General features: G+C 36.0%; 17 protein-coding genes and 1 other RNA gene. 16 read left to right on the top strand and 2 right to left on the bottom strand.

Annotation, left to right across the window (positions count from 1 at the left end; genetic code table 11):
• Positions 1-49 precede the first annotated feature (49 nt).
• From GMJ66_RS04900 to nth, 9 genes are all read left to right on the top strand, one after another.
• Entirely contained in the window at positions 50-1,261 is a 1,212-nt protein-coding gene (locus tag GMJ66_RS04900; RefSeq protein ID WP_231514812.1) for a CCA tRNA nucleotidyltransferase, read from the top strand.
• The gene (locus GMJ66_RS04895) at positions 1,237-2,220 is read left to right on the top strand and encodes a biotin--[acetyl-CoA-carboxylase] ligase (RefSeq protein WP_156289215.1); all 984 of its coding nucleotides are present in this window, start codon (positions 1,237-1,239) and stop codon (positions 2,218-2,220) included. Before GMJ66_RS04900 ends, GMJ66_RS04895 begins: the two co-directional genes overlap by 25 nt.
• Positions 2,221-2,357: 137 nt before the next feature.
• Positions 2,358-5,159, top strand: coding sequence for an ATP-dependent DNA helicase DinG (dinG, locus tag GMJ66_RS04890; RefSeq protein WP_156289214.1), 2,802 nt, complete (start codon positions 2,358-2,360; stop codon positions 5,157-5,159).
• Between the two features lie 244 nt (positions 5,160-5,403).
• On the top strand, positions 5,404-5,577 hold the full coding sequence (locus GMJ66_RS04885) for a YpmA family protein (protein WP_156289213.1): 174 nt from the start codon (positions 5,404-5,406) through the stop codon (positions 5,575-5,577).
• On the top strand, positions 5,540-6,073 hold the full coding sequence (locus tag GMJ66_RS04880) for a cell wall elongation regulator TseB-like domain-containing protein (RefSeq protein ID WP_197046603.1): 534 nt from the start codon (positions 5,540-5,542) through the stop codon (positions 6,071-6,073). Before GMJ66_RS04885 ends, GMJ66_RS04880 begins: the two co-directional genes overlap by 38 nt.
• Before the next feature lie 16 nt (positions 6,074-6,089).
• Positions 6,090-7,274: a pyridoxal phosphate-dependent aminotransferase gene (locus GMJ66_RS04875; protein WP_156289211.1), complete on the top strand. Its 1,185-nt coding sequence runs from the start codon at positions 6,090-6,092 to the stop codon at positions 7,272-7,274.
• 28 nt (positions 7,275-7,302) lie between these two features.
• Positions 7,303-8,595, top strand: a complete 1,293-nt coding sequence (gene asnS / locus GMJ66_RS04870; protein ID WP_156289210.1) for an asparagine--tRNA ligase — start codon at positions 7,303-7,305, stop codon at positions 8,593-8,595.
• 851 nt (positions 8,596-9,446) lie between these two features.
• Complete coding sequence (locus tag GMJ66_RS04865) at positions 9,447-10,124, top strand: DnaD domain-containing protein (RefSeq protein WP_156289209.1); 678 nt, start codon at positions 9,447-9,449, stop codon at positions 10,122-10,124.
• Positions 10,125-10,129: 5 nt separating this feature from the next.
• Entirely contained in the window at positions 10,130-10,789 is a 660-nt protein-coding gene (gene nth / locus GMJ66_RS04860) for an endonuclease III (protein ID WP_156289208.1), read from the top strand.
• A gap of 40 nt (positions 10,790-10,829) precedes the next feature.
• On the opposite strand, the gene GMJ66_RS04855 is transcribed toward nth, so the two are convergent.
• Together GMJ66_RS04855 and recU are read right to left on the bottom strand one after the other, a co-directional pair.
• Positions 10,830-13,577 (bottom strand): transglycosylase domain-containing protein, encoded by a 2,748-nt coding sequence (locus GMJ66_RS04855; RefSeq protein WP_156289207.1) that lies wholly within the window; start codon positions 13,575-13,577, stop codon positions 10,830-10,832.
• 80 nt (positions 13,578-13,657) lie between these two features.
• Positions 13,658-14,251, bottom strand: a complete 594-nt coding sequence (gene recU / locus GMJ66_RS04850) for a Holliday junction resolvase RecU (protein WP_156289206.1) — start codon at positions 14,249-14,251, stop codon at positions 13,658-13,660.
• Between the two features lie 153 nt (positions 14,252-14,404).
• Here recU and GMJ66_RS04845 point away from each other — a divergent pair, with 153 nt between their 5' ends.
• The 7 genes from GMJ66_RS04845 (at position 14,405) to GMJ66_RS04815 (ending at position 20,734) form a co-directional block, all read left to right on the top strand.
• Positions 14,405-15,346: a DUF2515 family protein gene (locus GMJ66_RS04845; RefSeq protein WP_156289205.1), complete on the top strand. Its 942-nt coding sequence runs from the start codon at positions 14,405-14,407 to the stop codon at positions 15,344-15,346.
• A gap of 713 nt (positions 15,347-16,059) precedes the next feature.
• Positions 16,060-16,269, top strand: a complete 210-nt coding sequence (locus GMJ66_RS04840; RefSeq protein WP_156289204.1) for a hypothetical protein — start codon at positions 16,060-16,062, stop codon at positions 16,267-16,269.
• A gap of 225 nt (positions 16,270-16,494) precedes the next feature.
• On the top strand, positions 16,495-16,845 hold the full coding sequence (locus tag GMJ66_RS04835) for a DUF1798 family protein (protein ID WP_156289203.1): 351 nt from the start codon (positions 16,495-16,497) through the stop codon (positions 16,843-16,845).
• Between the two features lie 337 nt (positions 16,846-17,182).
• The gene (gene gpsB, locus GMJ66_RS04830; protein WP_156289202.1) at positions 17,183-17,494 is read left to right on the top strand and encodes a cell division regulator GpsB; all 312 of its coding nucleotides are present in this window, start codon (positions 17,183-17,185) and stop codon (positions 17,492-17,494) included.
• 86 nt (positions 17,495-17,580) lie between these two features.
• Positions 17,581-17,962: RNase P RNA component class B (rnpB, locus tag GMJ66_RS04825), an RNA gene on the top strand.
• Positions 17,963-18,098: 136 nt separating this feature from the next.
• Complete coding sequence (locus tag GMJ66_RS04820) at positions 18,099-19,235, top strand: THUMP domain-containing class I SAM-dependent RNA methyltransferase (protein WP_156289201.1); 1,137 nt, start codon at positions 18,099-18,101, stop codon at positions 19,233-19,235.
• A 5-nt stretch (positions 19,236-19,240) separates the two neighbouring features.
• Positions 19,241-20,734, top strand: a complete 1,494-nt coding sequence (locus GMJ66_RS04815; protein ID WP_156289200.1) for a carboxypeptidase M32 — start codon at positions 19,241-19,243, stop codon at positions 20,732-20,734.
• The last annotated feature ends 24 nt before the right edge of the window (positions 20,735-20,758 follow it).

The raw sequence follows: 20,758 nt of genomic DNA, 5'->3' as shown, positions 1-20,758 counted from the left end.
GCCACGAAATAACGGACTTTTAAAAACATCCTTTAAATCAGGTTAGAAAATGGTGAATTGCATGCTTACCGAGCCATTCAATAGAGCAAAACCTATTATAGAAACGATCAAAAAACATAACCATCAAGCATACTTTGTTGGTGGATGCGTTCGTGATTATTTATTGAAACGACCAATAGGTGACGTGGATATTAGTACATCTGCATCACCGGCTATCATTCAGAAATTATTTAAAAAAGTGATTCCAGTCGGGATTGAGCATGGAACGGTTGTAGTTATTCATGAAGATACGTCTTACGAGATTACAACGTTCCGGGTTGAAGGGGGTTACTCTGACCAGCGTCATCCAGATTCTGTTAAATTTATCGATCAAATTGATAAAGATTTAGAACGCCGCGATTTCACAATGAATGCTTTAGCGATGGATCTTTCCGGACATATTATCGATCTCTTTGACGGAAAAAAAGATATTAACGCTAAAATAATCCGTACAGTTGGAAATGGATATGAACGATTTAAAGAAGACCCGCTGCGCATTCTCCGAGCATTACGATTCTCCAGCCAACTAGGTTTCCAAATTCATCCTGAGACATTAAAGCAGATGAAGGAAATCAGTAGTGATATTGAAAGCCTTGCGGTAGAAAGGATTACAAAGGAATTTACCAAAATGTTTGCAGGTGAATATATCACCAACGGACTACAGTATCTTAAAATTTCAGGAAGCTATAAATATCTTCCTATTTTTTCTGAGGATCCTGATTTAATGGAGCAAATTCCAAAATCCATTCAACCGTTATATTCGTTTGGTGAGGTTATTGCATTACTTCACTTATTGAATAAAGAAAGAAGTATTATGGAGTGGGGAAAGAAATGGAAATGTTCCAATCAGGAAAAAATGGAAGCTGCAGCACTTGTAAAAGCATTTGAATATTTTCAAACAAATAATATGGATAAATGGTTAGTCTATAAACTGGACAAGGTGTATTACAATGGATTTATCCGGATTATAAATATCTTTCATCCTGGTCGTATAGATAACAAAGATATATTAGATGTATATCAAGCATTACCGCTTCATTCACGTAAGGAATTATGTGTGAATGGCAATGATTTAATACATTGGTTTCCAAACATAAAGCAAGGACCGTGGATTCACGACATGCTTACAAAAATAGAAAAAGAAGTAGTAATAGGAACTTTGATAAATAATAAATCAGATATAAAGGATTGGATAAAATGGAATCCACCCGAAGTAAATTAATTAACCTACTAGCAAAAAATAAAGATCAGTATATTTCTGGACAAGCCTTGTCAGATGAATTGCAAATATCCAGAAGTGCCATTTGGAAACACATGAAGGAATTAAAAAAAGACGGTTATGTAATAGAGGGGAAGTCAAATAAAGGATATCGTATTATTGAATTTCCAGATAAGTTAAGTGAAAATACGATAAAATGGGGACTGGAAACCAACTGGATTGGAAAAAATATCAAGCATTATGAAGCTGTCACATCGACACAAATCATTGCTCATGACGAAGCTCGAAATGATGCACCACATGGTACGATTGTGATAGCGGATGAACAAACTAAAGGAAGGGGAAGAGTTACCAGGAACTGGCATTCTACAAAAGGGAAGGGAATTTGGCTAAGCCTTATTCTAAGACCACGGATTCAGCCACATGAAGCACCACAATTAACTTTGTTAACTGCAACTGTTTTAGCAGATGTCCTTCGTTCATATGTACAGATTAAGCCACAGATAAAATGGCCTAATGACATATTAATTAACGAAAAGAAAGCAGCTGGCATTTTAACGGAAATGCAGGCTGAACAAGATCAGGTATGGTATGTCATTATCGGAATTGGATTAAATGTAAATCATACGGAAGATGATTTGTCAGAGGAACTGAAGGGTATAGCGACCTCATTAAGGCTGGAAACGGATAAAGAATGGAAGCTTAATCACTTGATTCAAGAGATTCTGGTTACTTTTGAACAAACGTATAATTTTTATCTGGAAAATGGTTTTACGAAAATAAAACAAAAGTGGGAAAGCTACGGATTTAAAATCGGGCAGGAAATTTCCATTAAGACATCTAAAGACCATTGGCGCGCTCCTTTTCTCGGAATTAGTGATGATGGGGCACTGCTGACAGAAACCAATGACGGCAGTAAGACAAAGATTTACTCCGCGGAGATAGATTGGTTTAAAAGTTGACGTTGCTTTAATTCCTGCTATTATGGAAACAGAAAAGAATGGAAAATATATAAGAAAATGTTCATTCACGCAACTTAAATAAGAATAGAAGATTAATTTTTGATTATTCAAAGTCTTGGAAAGTTAGGTGGACTTTAATGGAAAATAGATATGTCGTCATTGATTTAGAGACAACAGGTCACTCACCAGTAAATGATGATAAAATTATAGAAGTGGGGATTGTTGTAATAGAAAATGATCAAATAGTAGATACCAAATCTACTTTTTTTAACCCAGATAAATCCATTCCACCTTTCATATCTAATCTAACCGGGATTTCTGATGTTGATGTAAAAAATGCTCCTTTCTTTCATGAGAAAGCAGATGAAATTATAAACATTTTTGAAAATAGTTATCTTGTAGCACATAATGTACCCTTTGATTTAGGTTTTTTAAATGCTGAACTGAAAAAAAACGGCAGGGACCCATTAAAAAATCCGGTTATTGATACGGTTGAGCTTGCGCGTATTTTATTTCCGAAATCCCCCGGCTATAAACTTAGACAATTAGCAGAATTCCTGCATATTGAGCATGATGATCCGCATCGAGCTTTATCAGATGCCTATGTAACAGCAAAAGTACTATTAAGATTAAAAGAAAAACTATTTTCTTTACCGTTTGAAACGATTGATTCTTTATTAAAATTAGAGAAAATGTTTAAATCTGATTTATATGCGCTATTATATAAAAGACACCAGGATTTGGCATTTTCTGTTAACGAAAATGAAACAATCGAAACTTTTCATGGATTAGCTTTTAAAAAGACAGAGCAGACACAAAAATCAACCTTCTCCATCGAACAATCCTTTGGGGAATATTTAGATGATATATATGAAGAAAATGGAACATTGGAGCAGTATAAGATAAATTATGAACGCAGAAATGGCCAAAGAGAAATGTCAGAAATCATATTCGACGCTTTTCAAGCGAAGCAGCATGCATTAGTTGAAGCTGAAACAGGTACTGGTAAGTCATTAGCCTATTTACTTCCAGCCATTTTTGAAGCAATAAAAACGAATGAGAGAATCATTATCAGTACATATACCACACAGCTTCAGTCACAGCTTATTGATGAAGAGATTCCATTAATCAATATACTAGTCAATTTTCCTTTTAAAATAGCGTTATTAAAAGGAAAGAATCATTATATCAGTTTAGAAAAATTTGCTCATGAGTTAGAGATGGGGCATAATGACAATTATGATATTGTATTAACGAAAGCAATGATTCTGGTTTGGTTAACCGAAACGGAAACAGGAGATATCGATGAAATTAATTTACCATCCAGTGGATATCTGTTTTTTAAAAAAATCTCAACAGATGCAGAAGGAATGTTAGACCCGCATTCTCCTTGGTTTTCGAAATCCTATTACCAAAAGGCGAAAAAAAGAGCACAGCAAGCAGATATAATTATAACCAATCATGCATTGTTATGCACGGATATTTTTAATGATTATCAATTTTTGCCTTCCTACAGGAAAATTATAATTGATGAAGCTCATCACTTTGAAGAGACTGCTTCTCATCATTATGGTTTACAAATGGATTACATGAACATGCAGTATATTCTTAATCAAGTCGGTCATTCTGATGAAAACAAATCATTAGGAAAAATTATTGCTCATTATCCATTACATGATGAACTTCCTTTAAAACAATGGGATGACACCCTCGATTCTGCAAGATATGAAGTGGAAGATTTTTTTCGAACGCTTTTTCATTATGTACTAAATCGGCAAAAAGATGGGAAAGCAATTAGTGATATAGGAAGAATCCAATATCGGTATGAGGAAGAGAAGGAAGACCCAACAAAATGGAATGTCATTAATGAAATGGCGACAAGATTAACATTTTATTTTAGGGATTTAATTCATATTCTGGCAGTAATCGAACAACATCTCACTCAAAAAGAACTGCTGGACAAATATGATAAAGATGATTTAAATGGAATTGCCAAATTCTTGCAGGGGTTTATTGATGGTTTAGAAACTTTATTTTTAACAAAGGACGACATTCCCCAAGTGAGATGGATTGAGGTTGACACGAAGGGAAGGAATAACGCCGTTTTCCTTTACTGTGAACCTACAGATGTTTCGAGGTTATTATCCAAGGAGTTCTTTGAAAAAAAAGACAGTGTTGTTCTAACAAGTGCAACATTAACGATGAATCATTCATTCTCCTTTATACAGAAGAGATTAGGTCTGCCACCTGATCGACTGGTCACACAAAAAATAAATTCGCCATTCTCTTATAAAGAACAGGTACAGCTTATGGTACCAAATGATTTTCCTGATATTAAATATGGGAGTATGGATGAATATATCTATGCAACCTGTGAAGCAATCTTATCGCTGGCGGAAATTACGAGTGGAAGAATGCTAATATTATTCACTTCGTATGATATGTTGAAGAAGTCGTATCAATTATTAAGAGATACCATGGAGCTGGATCAATATATGTTAATTGGTCAAGGTATTACAAGTGGGAGCAGAACAAGACTGAAGAAAAATTTCCAAACCTTTGATCAAGCTATTCTCCTGGGAACGAGCTCCTTTTGGGAAGGTGTGGATATTCCTGGCGATGACCTTTCCTGTTTAATGATTGTAAGACTGCCATTTCAGCCGCCAGACCATCCAGTTTACGAAGCGAAATCCAGTTACATAAAGGAACAGGGGAAAAATCCCTTCATGGAATACTCCCTTCCAAATGCTGTCATTCGCTTTAAACAAGGTTTTGGCCGGTTAATACGCTCTTCCAATGATCGGGGAATTGTGTTTGTTTGCGATGCAAGAATGATGAAAGCACGTTATGGAAAGTATTTCTCCAATTCCATTCCAGAAGTTCCCATTACATACGACACAACTAAAAATCTTATGCATAAAGCAAAAGAATGGTTTTAGTTAGGTGTGTAAAAAAATTACTGATGCAATTAATTGCATCAGTATAATATGGTTATAATGGTATGGGCGAAGAATTTTTTAGTTGTATTATAAAAAAATAAAGCAATGGATACGTGAAAATTGGTATACTTTAAATATGCTTCATCTTGATAATATCAACGTAATATTATTGTTTGCATATCTAATTGAACTATGACTAACAAAATTTGATAAATAAAGAAGCATTTTATCTGGAGGGAAAATGATGGATAATAATAAAATTGAAACATTATCAACCGTTAGGCTTCAACATTCATCAGAACTGTATAAAATTGTCGATACATTAAATCGAACACTAAAAGATAATGATTTAATGTTTGGATTAGCATTGGATGAGGAAAATGAAGAACAAGCGATATTCACAATCTACAGGACGTAAATGGTTGCGTAAAAGTATCCTGTTTCTGCTGGTATTTATTATCATATGTATAGCGTTTGGGATTTATTTATATCAGGATATTCATAACAACAGGACAGCAGATTTCGATAAAACAAAGGAAAACATTATTAAGCAAACATCCATCACAGAAGTGAGTAATATCCAATTGTTTCACGGAGATGAAGCATATCACGTTGTTTATGGCAAAAATGAAGAAAACGAAGAAAAGATTATATTTTATCCGTTAGAAGGTACTGAAAAAATCATTACGACAGTGAATACTTCCGAGATTATTTCAAAAGAGGAGATTTACAGCAGATGGAATGCAGCATGCGAAAACTGTGACTTAGTTAAAATCACTCCTGCTTTAATCGAGGATAGTATCTTATGGGAGATTACATACTATGATGAGGACAACCGATATGGATTAGATTATTTATCGATATATGATGGTTCAACGTATGAACAATTTCGATTTAAGCGAATGTTTAACTAGAGAGGAGAAATTTTTTATGCAATTATCCAAAAGAGTAGAAACATTAACACCATCTTCAACATTAGCGATTACAGCCAAGGCAAAAGAATTAAAAAAGCAAGGTCATGACGTTATTGGACTAGGTGCTGGAGAACCAGACTTTAATACTCCGGATTATATTTTAGAAGCTGCTATGGATGCAATGAAAAACGGAATGACAAAATATACTCCAGCAGGTGGTATCGCAGAGCTTAAAGAGGCGATTGTAAATAAATTTAAGGCGGATAACCAATTATCTTATACAGCAGATGAAGTGATTGTTACATCTGGAGCAAAACATGCACTATATACTTTATTTCAAGTTTTATTAAATGAAGGAGATGAAGTCATCGTTCCTGCTCCATACTGGGTTAGTTATCCGGAACAAATTAAATTAGCTGGAGGAGAACCAGTCATTGTTCCTGCTCTAGAGCAAAATGAATTTAAATTAACACCAGAAGAGTTAGAAAAATCGATCACACCAAAAACGAAAGCAATCATTATTAATTCTCCAAGCAATCCAACAGGTATGATGTATAGTAAAGAAGAATTGAAAGCATTAGGGAAGATTTGCTTGGAACAAAACATTGTCATTGTTTCAGATGAAATTTATGAAAAGCTGATTTATACTTCAGATGAGCATGTTCCCATTGCTTCGTTATCACCTGAATTAAAAGAACAAACAATCGTAATCAATGGAGTTTCCAAATCTCATTCAATGACGGGATGGAGAATTGGCTATGCTGCAGGTGCAAAAAATATCATTAAAGCAATGACAAACCTGGCATCCCATTCCACTTCAAATCCGACTTCTATTGCTCAGTATGCAGCATTGGCAGCATATCAGGCAGATGAGAGTTCTTTGAATGAAATGAAAAGAGCTTTTGGAGAAAGGTTAGATACATTTTATGAATTAATTACGGATATTCCTGGAATTTCCTGTAAGAAACCTAAGGGTGCATTTTACATCTTCCCAAACGTAAAAGAAGCGGTAGCTATGAACGGTTTCTCTAATGCGGATGATTGGGTGAAAGCTATTTTGGAAGAGGAAAAGGTAGCACTTGTCCCTGGGGCAGGATTTGGTTTTCCCGAAAATGTTCGACTTTCCTATGCATTAGCATTGGATGACCTAATGGAAGCAGCTAATAGAATTAAACGATTTGTAATAAATCATCAATCATGAGTAACAGAATGACGGAGGTATCTTTCCTATGAAAACAACTATATCACAAGTACCCAAACATCTAGAAGAAACAGTAACCATAGGTGCATGGCTAACAAACAAGCGTTCCAGTGGCAAAATTGCATTTCTGCAGTTACGTGATGGAACAGGATTTATGCAGGGTGTCGTTGCAAAAAGCGATGTACCAGAAGAAACATTCCAAGCGGCGAAAAATATGACACAGGAAACGTCCATGTATATAACTGGTAAAATTGTTGAGGATAAACGGTCGCCATTTGGCTATGAAATGCAAGTAAGTGGCATTGAAGTGATTCAGGAAGCAGTCGATTATCCCATCACACCAAAAGAACACGGAACAGAATTCTTGATGGATCACCGCCACTTATGGCTGCGTTCCAAGAAACAACATGCCGTCATGAAGGTAAGAAATGAAATCATTCGTGCAACGTATCAGTTTTTCAATGATCATGATTTCGTCAAAGTAGATCCGCCAATTCTCACAGGGTCATCAGCAGAAGGAACCACCGAATTATTTCATACAAAATATTTTGATGAAGAAGCATATTTATCGCAGAGTGGTCAATTATATATGGAAGCAGCCGCAATGGCTTTAGGAAAGGTTTTCTCATTTGGACCGACATTTAGAGCCGAAAAATCAAAAACCCGCAGACATCTTATTGAATTCTGGATGATAGAGCCCGAAATGGCTTTTGTCGACCATGAAGAAAGCTTAAAAGTTCAAGAGAATTACGTTAGTTTTATTGTACAATCTGTACTTGAAAACTGTACACTAGAGCTCGATATTTTAGAACGAGATACATCTCAATTGAAAAAGGTAAAGGCACCTTTTCCTAGAATATCTTATGATGATGCAATAACATTATTAAAAGATAAAGGATTCACGGATATTGAATGGGGAGAGGACTTTGGTGCACCCCATGAGACAGCTATCGCTGAAAGTTTTGACCAGCCTGTATTTATTACAAATTATCCAGCTGAAATAAAAGCATTTTACATGCAGCCTGCTCCGGACCGTCCTGAAGTAGTATTGTGTGCAGATTTAATTGCACCAGAAGGATATGGAGAGATTATTGGTGGATCACAGCGTATTGATGATTTGGAGCTTATGAAAGAACGCTATGAACAGCATGGACTGACAGGAGAAGCATATAAATGGTATTTGGAACTTAGACAATACGGCAGTGTCCCACACTCCGGCTTTGGGCTAGGCCTGGAAAGAACGGTAGCCTGGATATCTGGGGTAGAGCATGTTCGAGAAACAATTCCATTCCCAAGATTATTAAATCGTCTATATCCGTAAAACAAATATAAAATCCCTTGCATATGCAAGGGATTTTATATTCTAAGACTATTTTTCTAAAAGAGTGGCACTGAGTTACTCTTCCCACAAAAAGCTTTGTTGCTTTTGTCACTTAATATTATAAACTGCGACATAGCAAACAATTCCTATTGTGGTGCTCTCGCTTGTTCTAATGGTGAAAGCGTGCTTGTATTCGCTCCGGCAGAATACTTACGGTTCGTGGGCACGGCTCAACCTCCTCGCGGAAAACCACCGCTGCTCAGGTCTGGACACGCGCTGTTCCCACAGGACAAGGAACGCGGTCTGCAGCTCTACATCGCACGAAGAAAATCGGTTTTTATTTTCGAGGAGTCTACGTATTCTGCCTACGCTAGTAATGGTTTTCTGATTTATGTATAGATAAAATCCTATAAAAGGGACGTTTTAAAAACTTTCTTTCACATGAAGAGAAACCTTAGTAAAAAGATACGTACTTCACCAGGTTACCTGAACAACGTTAGATCGAAAAAAGAAGATATCTTTGTACTCTAGAGAAATCCAATCAAACATCGATTAGCAACTTCAGATAGAAAGTTGAATAGCACAAACTAGCGGAGGAAATACACGGAGTCTCCTGCAGGAACAGTGACCAAAGTGAGACCCCTAAAGACGAGACAGCACGAGGAGGCTCACGGGTCGCGCTAAGGTGCGCGTAGTGTATTTTCGGAGCGTAGATTAAGCTCCACCATCATCTAAATTTAGTTCGCAGTTTATATCTACTGAGAATATTAAAAAGCAACAAAGCTTCCGTAAAGAGCGTATTCTAATCATACCGTCAATCATGTGATATACTTAGAACGAGGTGCTTCAATATGTCAAAATCTATTCCGTTTCAACAAATTTTTCTTGATCAGGTTCCGGTTCCTGTAAAATTATTAAAGAATTATAAATCACTGGAACTTGATGAGCAGGAAGTGATGGTAGTGCTGCATTTGTTAAACTTTCTTCGGGAAAACAAGGATTTTCCTACACCAGAGGAAATTGCAAACTATATGACACTTGATGACAAAGAATGTGCTCGAATCTTGCGCAAATTAATCCAAAAGAATATATTAAAAATTGATCAGCAAGAAAACGAACAGCATAAATTAAGTGAATCCTATTCCCTTTCTCCACTTTTTGAAAGGCTGTATGTAAATGACGAAAAGCAAGAGAAAACGTCAGATGGAAGTATTTTTATATTATTTGAACAGGAATTCGGCAGACCATTATCCCCATTTGAAATTGAAATGGTAAATGGTTGGCTGGATGAAGATCATATCGAACCCTCTCTGATTAAAGCAGGGCTTCGTGAGTCTGTGTTAATGGGTAAACTAAATTTCAAATATATTGACAGAATTCTAAGAGAATGGAAGAAAAAGGGAATTCATACTGTTGAACAAGCTAGAAATGCAAGCAGAAACTTTCATCATAAACAAGCTGTGAAGCAGGACAATGTTAGAAAAAGAGATACATCCATTTATTACAATTGGTTAGAAGGGGAAGATTAAACGGGATGCTAAATAAAAAGCAAATTAGATATTGCTTAGACAAAATGGCTGAGATGTTTCCAGATGCAAAGGGAGAATTAAATCATTCCAATCCTTTTGAACTTGTTATAGCAGTTTTACTTTCTGCACAATGTACGGATAAACTGGTGAATAAAGTAACAGCAAGCTTATTTCAAAAGTATAAAACACCTGAAGATTATTTAGCTGTTTCATTGGAAGAATTGCAAAATGATATTAAATCAATTGGATTATATCGAAACAAAGCGAAAAATATTCGTAAGCTATGTCAAGTTTTAATTGATGAATATGATGGAGAGGTTCCACGCAGTAAAGCGGAACTTATGAAACTTGCCGGAGTGGGGAGAAAGACTGCGAATGTAGTCGCTTCAATCGCTTTTAATGAGCCAGCAATTGCCGTGGATACACATGTAGAGCGGGTATCTAAGCGTTTAGGGATATGCAGATGGAAGGATTCTGTATTGGAAGTTGAAGAAACACTGATGCGCAAAGTTCCAAAAGAAGAGTGGAGTGTTACACATCACCGTATGATATTTTTTGGCAGATATCATTGCAAAGCAAGAAATCCGAACTGTGCAGAGTGTCCATTGTTGGATTTATGCAGAGAAGGACAGAAAAGAATGAAAAAAGAAGAAGTGAAAGCATAAAAAGGGTCGAACTCCAAAGCTAGGAGTTCGACCCTTTTTCTTACGATTCATCATCTTCATTATCATCACCGTTGTCATTACCACTATCATCACTATTTTCTTCTTCCTGTTCAGATACCGGCTCTGCCTCAGGTTCAGGTACCTGGAATGTGATACTACGTGTTTCTCCTCTTACACCGTTATTGGCACCATTCTGTCCAATCGGAGTAACACGAATATCATACGTTTGCCCTGGAGTCGAATTACCAATTTCGATTCCATTTGCTTCCACTAAATTTGAATGAATCTGTCCATTTACAGATACCTCAAACAATGCTGGCGGACCATTGTAATTCCATGTAACATCAATAATGGAACGGTCTTCTATATAATCTGCACTAAGTCCTTCGACTGGATTGATGTTTCCTTCCGCTTCATCTTCATTCTCTTCCTCATTTTCTTCTTCATCGTCATCAAGTTCTTCTTCAGGTACAGTAACAGTAGTTGTGACAGGTTCACTTCTGTTTTCGTCATCTTCATTGCTCACAACAACTACTTGAATTTGATATTCACCAGGTTCAATTTCATTAATTTCTAAGGATGTTTCTTCTGTGGAAGATAATTCCTGCATAGCACCATCATTTACAGCTGTGCTAACTGTAAAGGAAACATCTTCACTTGGTTCATAATCCCAGCTTACATTTATGGAGTCTTCATCGTATTCTGCTTGTAAATTAGATACTGGGTCAATTTGATCAAACTTCTCGGAAACACTGGTTGGTTCAGTACCTTTAACGAATAGCTCTGTTACGATTTCAGATGACGGTGTATGTTCACTTGGTTTTGCTGGTGGGTTAGAACCTTTTTCTACTTTTGCTTTAACTACTGAATCTGGTTTTTCAAAGTCAGGAGTATCTATTCCTTCCGAGATTTTTGTCATTGTATGCTTAAATAATTGTTGTGATATTTTCGTATCGGGTAATGCTGCACGTTTAAGCTTTTCCTCTTCATCTCTGACGTAACCACCGGACCAAGCTGCTATGGTATAGTTCGTTGTATAACCGGCAAACCATGCATCCGGGGATCCAGATTCATCCTCTAAATTCGTTGTTCCGGTTTTCCCTGCTACCGGTAGCCCTGGAATATTAGCAGCAGTTCCAGTTCCATTTTGAACGACACTCTTTAACATATCGGTCACCATGTATGCTGTGTAATCAGCCATGACCACTTCAGGTTCTGGGGTTAAATCAACCACTTCTCCATCTGGAAATTCTACCTTTGTAACGGCATAAGGTTCGTTATAAATTCCTTCATTACCGAAAGCACGATAAGCACCTGCTAATTGAAGAGGGGTAACATTCGTTGCTGTACCACCAATTGCATCTCGTATATTGATTTGATCGTCAGCAAATCGAATCCCCAAGCTTTCAGCAAATGTTTGTGCATTATTTGCACCAACTTCCTCAAACACTTTAACTGTAGGGACATTGAGAGATTGCTCAAGGGCATATCTTGCAGTTATCCATCCTGAATAGCTACGATTCCAATTTCTAATTGGGGTGGAACCGGCTACTTCATATGGCTTATCATCATTAATTTGATGATAAGTGGACATTTTGTTATATTCAATTGCTGGTCCATAGGCAATAATTGGTTTAGCTGTGGAACCAAGCTGACTTCCGTCTTGAATCGCATAATTGTATTCACCTGAGTTTTTCGGATTTCTTCTACCACCTACTGCTTGAATGGCACCAGTTTTTGTGTCGAGAACCACCATTGCCGATTGCATATCAGGCATTTGTTCGTTTGGATAAGAGATAGGGTTTTCTTCACTGTCTGTTAATAAAAATTCCACATATTCCTGGGCTTCTGTATCTAAAGTCGTATGAATAACTAAGCCGTCTGTTCTAATATCTGCACCATCTAATTTTTCTTTCACTTCAGCTTCTACCTGTTGTATAAAGGCACCGTATTGTCCAGAATTGGCTTGTTTTTCTACAAGTAAATCAGAGATATCAACTTGTCGAGCTTCTTCTGCTTCTTCTTCGGTAATTTTGTCATGTCTTACCATAAGGTTTAATACAGTGTTCATTCTTTCTTTCGTTAAATCCGGATTTTCAAATGGATTATATGCCGTTGGACGCTGTGGCAAACCTGCTAATATGGCAGCTTCCGGCAATGTTAGCTCTTTTAGATCGGTTTTGCCGAAATATCGTTCAGCTGCTTCTGCTACCCCATAGGCATTAGCACCGTAGAAAATTTTATTTAAATACATTTCCAGAATTTCTTCTTTGGAATACTGTCTTTCTAATTTTAATGCTAACCATTGTTCTTGAACTTTTAGCCTTAATTCCTTTTCCGGTGATAAGAATGATTTCTCCACGACTTGTTGTGTAATGGTACTTGCACCTTGAGATCCAAACCCATTTACTACATTTGCTACTACCGCACCGCCAATCCGTCTTAAGTCAATACCGGGATGTTCAAAAAACCTGGCATCTTCGGTTGCGATAACAGCATCAATTAGCACCTGTGGAAGGTCTTCGTATTCTATTTTTTTTCGATTGGCACCTAACTCCGCAAATTTCTCCCCGTTTTTATCTAAGAGAACAGAAGCATAGGGGTCCATGAGCATCTCTTCATCAATATCTGGTGCAGTAGATATCCAATAAGTGACTACAGCACCTACACCAATGCCAACAACGATAACTAATGTTAGTAAGGTTAATAATATCTTTTTCCATACAGGTTTTTTTGCTGATTTCTTTTGCTTTCTTCTTGCTGTACGAGTTTGGCCATTTTCTGCCATCGCTCTAACCTCCGTATCTATAAAGTGAGACTTCATTCAATATTTTGAATGTGGGACGGGTAAAGCCCATATTGGATAAGTTACGAAAAATAAATTTGATCCATTACGCTTAAATAGTCCACCCTTGCCTGATATTGTAAAGGAATCATATAGCCTTGCTCTTTTATTTCTTTATAGGGAATAGATTTCATTCCACCTTTTAATTTGTCGTTCCAGTATTCAAAAAGTTTCTCTGCTGGCAGTAAAAATGTTTCTTCATAGATTGAAAAACGAATAATGATAAAACTAATACCACCGTGATTCACGATTGATTTCATATGCTTTAGTTGGTGCTCGTGAACATTGGTTAACGGAAAAACGGTTTTGTTTTTTGTTTCTTTTGCTTCAAAATCTACATATTTTCCACGATATAATCCATTATAATCTGTAGTGGATGCTTGTTTAAAGTAAGCCTCTGTAATGACCGCTGCACTTCTACTTGGATAATTGACCTTTACGATTTGAACCGGAGTTGGCTTTTTGTGAATGACTGCCTTATCCATATCTAAGTAATATTGATTGGTTATATTAATATCTTCTTCCAGAGACATCCCGCGATTACTATAAATCTTATTTGATTGTTTTGGCATTTGGTGTTGGTTAACAGCTTTTTTCTGTCCATTTGGATAATTCATTGATATCCTCCCAGTCTAAAGTATCATACCAGAAAAATGATGAAATGATAACTATAAAGTAACCTTCAACCAGTGTGGTGGCTTAAAGCATATGAGTCACGAAATAAACTAACTAGAACTGTTAACTATTTACATACATAGGAGCGTCTGACTATGAATAGAGAACAAGATTATATACATTATATATCAAAGCTAACAAAATCACAGAATGTTGATAATATATCCCGAACGAAGGCATATCTAAGCTTCTATCTTGATTTTCCTGAGATAAAATGGTCTTTGCTTGCGAGCATTGTTTCCAGAAATGCTGGATGGAATATGACCGATCTCCATTTAGCCCCATTCCAGACCTTACTAGGAAAAAAGGAAAAAAACGAACTTTTTATGACTTATGAACGGGCAAACTGGTTAATTTTCTCTGATGCATTCCCGCAATTACTAGTATATAAACTTTCCAAACGAAATCATAAACCTATGTTTCACTTACTATCTAACTTTCACGTTTCTAAGTTTATGGTTAAAGAATGGTATCGTTATTGGAAAACAAAAAATAAGGACAGATTAATGAACGCACTGATTATTAATGAACAAAATGTGATTCATGACCCAGTTATCAAACAACCCTATTTTAAAAAACATGTTTTCTATAATTTTCCATATATGATGCAGGATTTTTTATTTATGAGTGCCGTCATCCTACCAACAAAGTCAAAGGGTTTATATGGTATTTATATATCCCGCTTTACTAATTTGGCAAAACGGATTGAAACAGGTAAAGAAATAGCATCTATCTTGTTTTCTAATGAAATTTATCCCGATATAATGCATTTTCTATTAACCGTGGAACACACGGGTTCTCGTTATGATTATGAAAAATATTATCCAATTTTCCTTCCTAGAAATCCAATGCTTCGATTCGTATATCCGGTGATATCTCATAAGGATATTATTCGTAACGACTGGTTTAAATATAGGGGTGTAAAATCCGGGTGGTTCCAAACCTTACCGAAATCAAACAAAGAACCTATTGGCAAGAAGTTTTACTCCAAACGTATTCTTTTATTTGGATACGCCAAATTAAGAGAGAGGGTTTGAGAAAATAAAACATTCTATTAGCATTATAGGCATTTATAAATCTAACTATTACCAGTAATCCTTCCAGATATAATAAAAAACAATGTGCTGGGAAAACTCGCCGTCTAAAAGCAAATTTGTTCCCTTGGCCGAGGAATTCTACTACGGAGTGGTGCAAGCCCGCTATCATTGTTATAACATCGAGAGCATCACGATAGGAAATTTTGATTAGTTCGTAGTTTATACATTTTGTGTCAATAACAACAAATTTTTTCGGAGGATGAATAACCGCAGTCGCAATCTAGAAAACAGCCTTATAAATAGAAAAATCCGAACAAATTCGAATTCTAACTAAAAGAATTTTTGAATCAGGTTCGGATTTTCTTTAACTAGAACAGTTTTGTCCCAGCCTCATTGGTTTTTTTATTAAGATAGGAGGGATAAAATATTACGATCTCTGATAATGTTATGTGGACGGACGATTTGGTCCGTTTAATTTTTTATCCCCTTTTATTTCAGATTTTGCTTTTTGCTGTTGTCTTTCCTTCTTTAAGATTTCTTTACTTTTATCCATTTTAATACCTCCTTTTATTATTATTGTGTCTAATTATAAGAAAAAGATTAGGATTTTTACTTCTTTTGTACGTTTTTTTCTAGTTTTGTCGAACAGGAAGGAGATGGATATCATTTAGCGAAATAATAGTTAATATCTTATATTTAAATGAGGTGAGGATATGTCAGTTGCAGTTCAGAAAATAGAGCCTTATGTCAATGGTGTGGATAAGAAGCAATTCGAAACATCCTTACATGAAATTACCAATCAGATTCGAATCATGGACCAGAAATTAATCATGAAAACTGAAAATGAAATTTCGCTTCGTTACGAAAACCAGCATGATGAAATTTTAAAGGCAAAAGAAACCATTAATCAGCATAAATTCTAAATCGTTTTTTACGAAGATTGTGTTGTAACTCTTATTACTGTTTAATCTTTCTCTTTATAGCAAATTCATAAATTGTATAATCTGGACAGAGACACAAGCGATGAAATTTTAGTAAAATACTTTTGTCCCAACTTCTTCTAAATAATGTTCATTCTTATGCTTTCCTAATATGGAACGAAGTATGTTACAGTAGAAGAGAAGAAACAAAATAAAGGCGGAAGCATAATGGAATTAATTAATAGAACAAAATCACTTAAGAAATATCTTCACAATCTAAAAGAGCACTTCGAACATGGTCAGCCGCCAGAAAACGTAAGAGACAAGGATTTTTTCTTTCGGGTAAAAGAAGAAACGACTCCTATTTTTGAGTTATTGGAACTTTGGGAGGAAGAGGCCTTAATAGCAGTTAAAGAAAGAAAAGTGAACGTTCATCCACAACAGATAGAATCGACGAAGGAAAATATGGAACTGCTGTTAATGCATAGCTATTACAAAGATTTGCGGAGAAGGCGTTACATGGAGTACTATAAATCTATCCTATATATTTTTGACCAGCTGATAAGTGAACTTCAATAGGATTATCCCGTGAAATTGGTTTTAGAAAATGGATAAATTGCTACTATTTTATTTCTGTGATTACATTTAAACAGTAATGGGTTATAATACGATTAGTATACAGGAAACTGATCTTCAGTTTCCTGTTTTCGTTAGGAAGAGTATCGACATTGTCTGATTTTTAAAGTAACATATAGAATATAACGTTCTTTATTATTGATTAATGAATAGAGATTTTGAAAAAATACGCAGGAAACTTATGGTATAATAAATATTACATATAAATGGTGAATATAATGTAAAGTTAGCTAAAAACCTACTGAAAAAAGATTAAAGTGATTAATATGAGGTGATACAGATGGGTGTAAAAGGTGTTCGTCTAAATGGAAAGGAAATACTCGAAAAAGAATTTAAAACAGGCATGCGTGGATATAATCAGGAAGAAGTTGATGAATTTTTAGACATAATCATCCAGGACTACGATGTATTTCAACAAGAAATTGCGCGTTTACAGCAGGAGGTCGAAAAATTAAAGAAAAATACAACAGAACAAACGACCAGACTACGTTCTCCTCAACAGCCTGCACAAGTTAACTATGATATTTTAAAACGTCTATCTAACTTGGAAAAAGCGGTTTTCGGGAAAAAGTTTGCTGATTCAGAAAGCTAAGTCTCAATTTATCATTTACACTTCCATAATATACCATTGAACAGGTAGACTGGACATGTTATGATAAGTAAACAGTTAAACATTAAATACTTACGTAATCGCTGTATGATTAATCATGCAGAGGAAAGTCCATGCTCGCACAAACTGAGATGTTTGTAGTGTTCGTGCTTGACGAAATCATAAGTCAAGGTAGCTGTCAGAGCTAACGGCAGGATACGTTCCTAAGTCCATATTGGATATGGAATCACATCCTTGAAAGTGCCACAGTGACGTAGCTGAAATGGAAACATTTCGGGTGGAACGAGGTAAACCCCGCGAGTGAGCAACCCAAATAATGGTAGGGGCATCCTTTAGTAGGGAATTCAACCGAACGAGGGACAAGTCATAGACTTGTAGATAGATGATTACACCGGCGTACGAGGCTGACCACCGTTTGCAGTACAAAGGTACAGAACATGGCTTATCGAGTATTTAATGGGTCATTACTCAAATATAAAATGAACTAAAAAACCTTTTTTATGGCATTCGCTATAGAAAAGGTTTTTTTCGCTTTTGAGTGTGGTAAACTATAGTAATAAATTTGGTAATGAAAGGGATTTATAATATGAAAAATGTAACATTAATAGCGACGGCTGCAATGGGATTGGAATCAGTTGTGGCTAAAGAAGTAAAAGAGCTTGGTTATGAAGTGCAGGTAGAGAATGGAAGGGTAGTTTTTGAAGCACCAATATCAGCTATTCCAAGATGTAATTTATGGCTTAGAACAGCAGATAGAGTAAAAATATTAGTTGGAGAATTTAAAGCAGTAACATTTGATGAATTGTTTGAAGGAACGAAACAACTTCCATGGGAAAATTACATAACAGAAGAAGGCCAATTTCCGGTTTCGGGTAAATCTGTCAAATCTGAATTGCATAGTGTGCCGGATTGTCAAAAGATTGTAAAAAAGTCGATTGCAGAAAAGTTAAAGCTAAAACATGGGGTTGTCCACAAAATGCCCGAAACTGGTGAACAGTATAAAATTGAGGTTTCCCTGCTTAAAGATATGGCAGCATTAACCATTGATACATCAGGTTATGGTCTTCATAAGAGGGGATACCGTGTAGGACAGGGAGAAGCTCCATTGAAAGAAACGATGGCAGCCGCATTGATTTTATTAACGAATTGGAATCCTGATTATCCGCTGATAGACCCTTTCTGCGGTTCAGGAACGATACCGATTGAAGCAGCATTAATTGGCCAAAATATTGCACCAGGATTTAACCGCGATTTTGTTTCGGAAGACTGGCCTATGATAAAAAAGAAATATTGGGATAAAGCATTCGAAGAGGCAGAGGATTATGCCAACTATGATCAAAAACTATCCATTGTTGGTTCGGATATAGATCACAAAATGATTCAAATTGCCCAGGACAATGCCATGGAAGCAGGTTTAGGAGATTTAGTTACCTGGAAGCAAATGCAAGTAAAGGATTTATCCATTCGAAATAATAACGGATATATCATAGGAAATCCACCTTATGGTCAGCGTTTAAGTGATAAAGAATCGGTTGCTAAAATGTATAGGGATTTAGGTTCAATTATGAAAGAACACCCAAGCTGGAGTGTATATATATTGACTGCTTATGACGAATTTGAAAAAGAGTATGGTCAAAAGGCAACGAAAAAGAGAAAGCTTTTTAATGGGTTTATTCAAACCAATTATTATCAATACTTTGGGCAAAAACTGAAAGGGGAATAAGATAAATGGCCAGTCTTTCTATGGACAAAGAGTTTCAAAAGTATTTACATGAGTTAGATGCTTACCGTGAAGTAATGATGCTTACTCATTGGGATATGCGGACAAAAATACCCAAGAAGGGTGTAGAACAGCGGTCAGAAGTAGTTGGTTTCCTTGCTGAAAAAGTCCATCAGCTACAAACATCAGACAAAATGAAACACTTCATCGAAATATATAAGTCTTCCAGCGATGAATTAATGAAAAAGGTCATTGAAGAATGCGATGAAACATACAACAGAAGCAGTAAAATTCCGGCAGATGAATACAAAGATTATGTGATACTTCAATCCAAAGCTGAATCTGTATGGCAACATGCACGTGAAAAAGCAGATTTTTCCCTATTTGAGCCATATCTTGAAAAATTAGTAGAATACAACAAGAAGTTTGCCAGCTATTGGGGATACGAAGATAACATTTATGATGCGCTTTTACATAATTTTGAACCAGGCATGACGACAAAAATATTGGATGAGGTTTTTCCGAGTCTCCGTCAATCCATCAGCGGTTTACTCATACAAATAATGGATAGCAGTGCGAAGCCTGATCCATCCATTCTCCATGCACATTTTCAAAAGGAAAAGCAAGAAGCCTTTACGATAGAAATACTAAAACAGATGGGCTATGACTTTGATTCAGGAAGATTGGATGAAACGGTCCACCCATTCGAGATTACATTAAATAGTAATGATGTACGAATTACGACAAGGTATGATGAAGAGGATTTCCGAATGGCAGTTTTTGGTACGATTCATGAAGGCGGACATGCATTATATGAACAAAATATTCATCCTAAACTCATGAGAACACCACTTGCTACAGGTACATCGATGGGGATTCATGAATCACAATCCTTATTTTGGGAAAATATTATTAGTAGAAGTAAAGGATTTTGGCATACTAATTATGACCTGTTCAAATCCTATGCTCCAGATCATTTTCAGCATATCCCAATCGATGTTTTTTACCGGGCGGTGAATGAAGTCAAACCATCGTTGATAAGGATTGAGGCGGATGAGTTAACGTATCCTCTACATATTATGGTTCGTTACGAGCTGGAAAAAGGGTTAATCAATGGGGATATCTCAGTAAAAGATTTACCTTATATATGGAATGAAATGATGGAAAATTATTTAGGTGTTAAACCACCTACAGATAGGGAAGGAGTGCTTCAGGATGTACACTGGGCGAGCGGTGACTTCGGTTATTTTCCTTCCTATGCATTGGGATACATGTATGCAGCACAATTTTATTCTGCGATGAAAAAAGAACTTATGGTAGATGATTTAATCCAGTCAGGGAATTTCCTGCCGATTAAAGAATGGCTTTCAAATCATATTCATCAACATGGAAAAATGAAAAAACCACTTGAACTTATTGAAGATGTTACAAGGGAAAAGTTAAATACGGATTATTTAGTAACATATCTTACAGCAAAATATACAGAAATTTATCAGTTATAGTAGGGGAAAATTTGACTCAGAAGG

The organism is Oceanobacillus salinisoli, assembly GCF_009733865.1.
Taxonomy (GTDB): Bacteria; Bacillota; Bacilli; order Bacillales; family Amphibacillaceae; genus Oceanobacillus; species Oceanobacillus salinisoli.
Note: the sequence above shows the minus strand (reverse complement) of the source record. Positions and strands in the feature narration are given on the sequence as shown.

Coding starts and splice junctions, on each gene's coding strand:
- GMJ66_RS04900 (WP_231514812.1), top strand. CDS start 50: ATGGTGAATTGCATGCTTACCGAGCCATTCAATAGAGCAAAACCTATT.
- GMJ66_RS04895 (WP_156289215.1), top strand. CDS start 1,237: ATGGAATCCACCCGAAGTAAATTAATTAACCTACTAGCAAAAAATAAA.
- dinG (WP_156289214.1), top strand. CDS start 2,358: ATGGAAAATAGATATGTCGTCATTGATTTAGAGACAACAGGTCACTCA.
- GMJ66_RS04885 (WP_156289213.1), top strand. CDS start 5,404: ATGGATAATAATAAAATTGAAACATTATCAACCGTTAGGCTTCAACAT.
- GMJ66_RS04880 (WP_197046603.1), top strand. CDS start 5,540: ATGAAGAACAAGCGATATTCACAATCTACAGGACGTAAATGGTTGCGT.
- GMJ66_RS04875 (WP_156289211.1), top strand. CDS start 6,090: ATGCAATTATCCAAAAGAGTAGAAACATTAACACCATCTTCAACATTA.
- asnS (WP_156289210.1), top strand. CDS start 7,303: ATGAAAACAACTATATCACAAGTACCCAAACATCTAGAAGAAACAGTA.
- GMJ66_RS04865 (WP_156289209.1), top strand. CDS start 9,447: ATGTCAAAATCTATTCCGTTTCAACAAATTTTTCTTGATCAGGTTCCG.
- nth (WP_156289208.1), top strand. CDS start 10,130: ATGCTAAATAAAAAGCAAATTAGATATTGCTTAGACAAAATGGCTGAG.
- GMJ66_RS04855 (WP_156289207.1), bottom strand. CDS start 13,577: ATGGCAGAAAATGGCCAAACTCGTACAGCAAGAAGAAAGCAAAAGAAA.
- recU (WP_156289206.1), bottom strand. CDS start 14,251: ATGAATTATCCAAATGGACAGAAAAAAGCTGTTAACCAACACCAAATG.
- GMJ66_RS04845 (WP_156289205.1), top strand. CDS start 14,405: ATGAATAGAGAACAAGATTATATACATTATATATCAAAGCTAACAAAA.
- GMJ66_RS04840 (WP_156289204.1), top strand. CDS start 16,060: ATGTCAGTTGCAGTTCAGAAAATAGAGCCTTATGTCAATGGTGTGGAT.
- GMJ66_RS04835 (WP_156289203.1), top strand. CDS start 16,495: ATGGAATTAATTAATAGAACAAAATCACTTAAGAAATATCTTCACAAT.
- gpsB (WP_156289202.1), top strand. CDS start 17,183: ATGGGTGTAAAAGGTGTTCGTCTAAATGGAAAGGAAATACTCGAAAAA.
- GMJ66_RS04820 (WP_156289201.1), top strand. CDS start 18,099: ATGAAAAATGTAACATTAATAGCGACGGCTGCAATGGGATTGGAATCA.
- GMJ66_RS04815 (WP_156289200.1), top strand. CDS start 19,241: ATGGCCAGTCTTTCTATGGACAAAGAGTTTCAAAAGTATTTACATGAG.